Annotated in this window: 2 protein-coding genes and 1 pseudogene; 1 reads left to right on the top strand and 2 read right to left on the bottom strand. The window is 60.4% G+C overall.

The window, feature by feature from the left end; genetic code table 11:
• The first annotated feature begins 349 nt into the window (after nt 1-349).
• Complete coding sequence (locus FOJ82_RS15885) at nt 350-1399, top strand: hypothetical protein (protein ID WP_143939477.1); 1050 nt, start codon at nt 350-352, stop codon at nt 1397-1399.
• Nucleotides 1400-1672: 273 nt separating this feature from the next.
• On the opposite strand, the gene FOJ82_RS15890 is transcribed toward FOJ82_RS15885, so the two are convergent.
• Nucleotides 1673-2953: an IS256 family transposase gene (locus FOJ82_RS15890; protein WP_221933203.1), complete on the bottom strand. Its 1281-nt coding sequence runs from the start codon at nt 2951-2953 to the stop codon at nt 1673-1675.
• Nucleotides 2954-3196: 243 nt separating this feature from the next.
• Nucleotides 3197-3427: pseudogene (locus FOJ82_RS15895) on the bottom strand (transposase); the annotation flags it as partial.
• Nucleotides 3428-3533: the final 106 nt, after the last annotated feature.

The following is a 3533-nucleotide window of genomic DNA, read 5'->3' on the forward strand; positions in this document are numbered from 1 at the left end:
GGCACTCATCACTCGGCTACCTCGCACCGGTCGACTACGCTCGACAATGCACTCACCGATTAGCAACCGACGACTCCCACACCGTCTGGACCTAAGACTGGGGGCAGGTCACAATCAACCGACCCACCGTTTAGTCCGATCGCTCGTTCCCGCGGCTCTATGTGGGCCTCCCAGCCGACACAGGCTTGTAGGCGCTAGGATCATTGCCATGTACCGGCAAACTGGGTTCGGGACGAACGCACTGAAGCGTTCCCGCGCAATCAGCAAACGACCAACCATCTCATTTGGATGCCAAGGAATCGGCGCACGCCGCTACTATCCGACCGGCAGAAGGTGATCGCGAACCACTATGACTCACGATCAGCAGCTACCCGCCGCGGCGGAACGCAGCCTCCCAGCTCAACAGTTGCAGGAACGAGGCTTCGGCAACTTTGGAATGGAAAAACCGTCTCTCGTTGAACGGTCGAAGCTAGCCTTAGCTAGACGAGGCTCCCATGGACGTGTATTAGTCGTCTTCAACGGTGGTCGCGCATCGGCCAAAGGCGTCGAACGCGAGCACCGTCATGGTCTTTTCCCGAACATGGTGCTCACCACCCGCAGCTGGCACATCTATGATATGAACTTCCGCAACCTCCAGGCGCAAGGAGAACTGAGAGACTTACTTTTAGCGGAAGAGGTCAAGGAGTCAGTAAGGGTACATCTCACTCGTGGGCGATATCTCTCGTTCTACACTGGCTCTATTGCAGCTACCCCGATTGTTGAAGCGTTCAACAACGCTTTATCGCTGGCACATTTGGGCGCGGGGAGCTTTCCCATCGTTGCACCCCTTCAAGAGCCCGTGGTCTACGCCGCGCATCATTTCGGGGGGTACGGCACCCCCATACCCCCCGATACACCGGCACAGATTGCTTTTTCCAGCGGAGGCGTGTGTGTACTCTCGCACGCCGAACCCTTCCTCAGGCCGCTTGCTCAGTTGCAGGGGCTACAGTCTGGGGGAATGGGAGAGATGAGGTCCGACGCTGGGTGGGTCGGTGGTGGTTTCGGTGTCGCCGGGGCTCTGAAAGGTGCACTGTTTGCGTCAGTTATGAACTGGGTGTCCACCGCGACACATATGGACTCTGTTCTCCGCCTGCGATTCGATGATGCTGAGGCCACCTTTGCCCTCCTCACGACCGGCCCTGGACGGGTCGGAATTGAGCTGTCAGCCCTGCTGGCGACCCTCCGTGGGAGTGATCAGCCTGTCGCGCCTGATGCGCTGGGCCTGGCCAGTCTCGCAGAGCGTGCGGTGTCACGGACGACTGAGCCCCACAACCGCAGCAGCCTCAAATTCTGTGGTGGGTGCGGAACCCGGAGAGCCGACGCGCATGCCTTCTGCACCGAATGCGGCTTCAAGTTCTGATGTGGTCGTTCTATGCCCCTGCTCCCATCTGGTCTCGGTATGACCTCGGAACGGCGGTATTGAGCATCCACCTTTCATGAGTAGAGGGGTGCTCCGATGCGACCCTTGAAGGAACGTGAGTCCTGCAAAGAGAGCCTCCCTTCTTGCGGTGCCGCACCACGAGAAGTACATTGCCCTTGCATTGGCCGCGACTGGCGTCCCCTGCGTCCACTAGGTGCATCACGAAGTGGATGCTCTGGGCCTGTCGGATTCTTTGTGTAACTGGCCATGGCTTCAGTTGAGACCCAGGCGGTCGCCGTAGGTCAGGGACAAGACGTTGAGGATGTTCTTCCAGCCGGCGATCTGTCCGGTTGGGTTGGCCCGGTTTAGTCGGCGTTCGGTGACTGTGAGGTAGAGGACCTTCAACGCTGCAGCTTCGTCTGGAAAGTGACCACGCCTGCGGACAGCGGCGCGGAATCTGGAGTTCAGCGACTCGATCGCGTTGGTGGTGTAGATCAGGGACCGGACCTCGGAAGGGAAGTCCAGGAACGGCACAAACTCGGTCCAGGCGCTGCGCCAGGACCCGATCATCGCCGGATACTTGCCCTGCCACTGCTGTGCGAACTCCTCGAACCGGTCGGTCGCTTCGTCGACGGTGGCGGAGGTGTAGAGGCCGCGGAGTTGGCGGGTGATGGTCTGCCAGTGCTGCCGGGCCGAGTAACGCAACGAGTTCCGCACCAGATGCACCACACAGGTCTGCACCACCGCGAGCGGCCAGATCGCCGAAATGGCCTCTGGCAGGCCCTTGAGGCCGTCGCAACACACGATGCATGCGTCCATGATGCCGCGGTTCTTCAACTCTGTCAGCATATTCATCCACTGCTTCGCGCCCTCACCTCCGGTGGGGCCGACCCACATGCCCAACACGTCACGAACACCGTCGAGGTTGACGCCCATCGCCACATAGACCGGCCGGTTCGCGACCTGCCCCTCCCGGATCTTGAGCACGATCGCGTCGATGATGATCACCGGATACACGCGATCCAACGGCCGGGTCTGCCACGCCTTCAAATCCTCAGCCACCCTCGCGGTCACAGCCGAGACAGTGTCCCGCGAGATCGTGGTGTCGTAGATCTGTTCTAAATGCGATGCGATGTCGCCGGTGGTCATGCCTTTGGCATACAGACTCACCACCTGGTCATCGAAGCCTGACAAGCGGCGCTGGTGCTTGGCGATGATCTTCGGCTCGAAGGAACCATCCCTGTCGCGAGGGACCTGGACGGTTAGTTGGCCGATCTCGGTGGTGACGGTCTTCGGCGTCGACCCGTTGCGGGAGTTCCCGTTGTTGCGGCCCTGCGAGGCGTGCTTGTCGTATCCGAGGTGGAGACTCATTTCCGCCTCCAACGCCGACTGCAGGACCTGCTTGGTCAGCGCCGAGAGCAGCCCTCCCTCGCCGGTGAGCGAGATACCACGCTCACCAGCCGCCGAGACCAGCTGCTCCGCCAGACCGGTCAAGTCCGGCTCCCTAACCGCCGGCAGACTGGCACCCGACTCGCTACCGATGTTGTTGTTCATGAACTGATGCTCCGCTCTCCACGGCCGAACCGTGGACCACGCCACACCCAGTTACACAAAGTTCCCGACAGGCCCGATGCTCTCGCCGCCAAGGTGAAATTATGTTTGTGATCGGAGTTGGTATCCCATCGGAATCCCCCGCCGAGCAATGACTCAGGCTGAGAGACTGCGGAGTTGCGGGAAGCGCGGAAGCGGATTGCAAGCGGACATGGCATCCTCTTTGTAGACAGACAAAGAGGCTCTTCACAGAAGAGAGTGGATGAGGGGTCGGAAGCCGCCAGCGTCGAGTAGACACCTCGCTATGTAGTTGCCTAGATTTCGGAAGCCTCTGGCGGTGCTGCGGAGGTGTTCCATGATCCCGTTGAGTGCTTCGGTGGGCCCGTTCGATGTGTTGGGGTGATCGAAGAAGGCGGGGACGTCGTCGCGACGTCGCTGCGAGGTGCGGCCGAGGGTGCGCAGTTCTGCGAGTCTGGCCTGACCCCGTTTAGTAGGTCCAGACGTTGTGAGAGTCGTCTTGTCGCCCGATACGTCGGGCAGGAAGACTGGTCTCATCATGACAAGCAGCAGAAAGCGTCACACC

Origin of the sequence: Tessaracoccus rhinocerotis, assembly GCF_007197885.1 — a bacterium.
In the GTDB taxonomy this organism is placed as follows: Bacteria; Actinomycetota; Actinomycetes; order Propionibacteriales; family Propionibacteriaceae; genus Arachnia; species Arachnia rhinocerotis.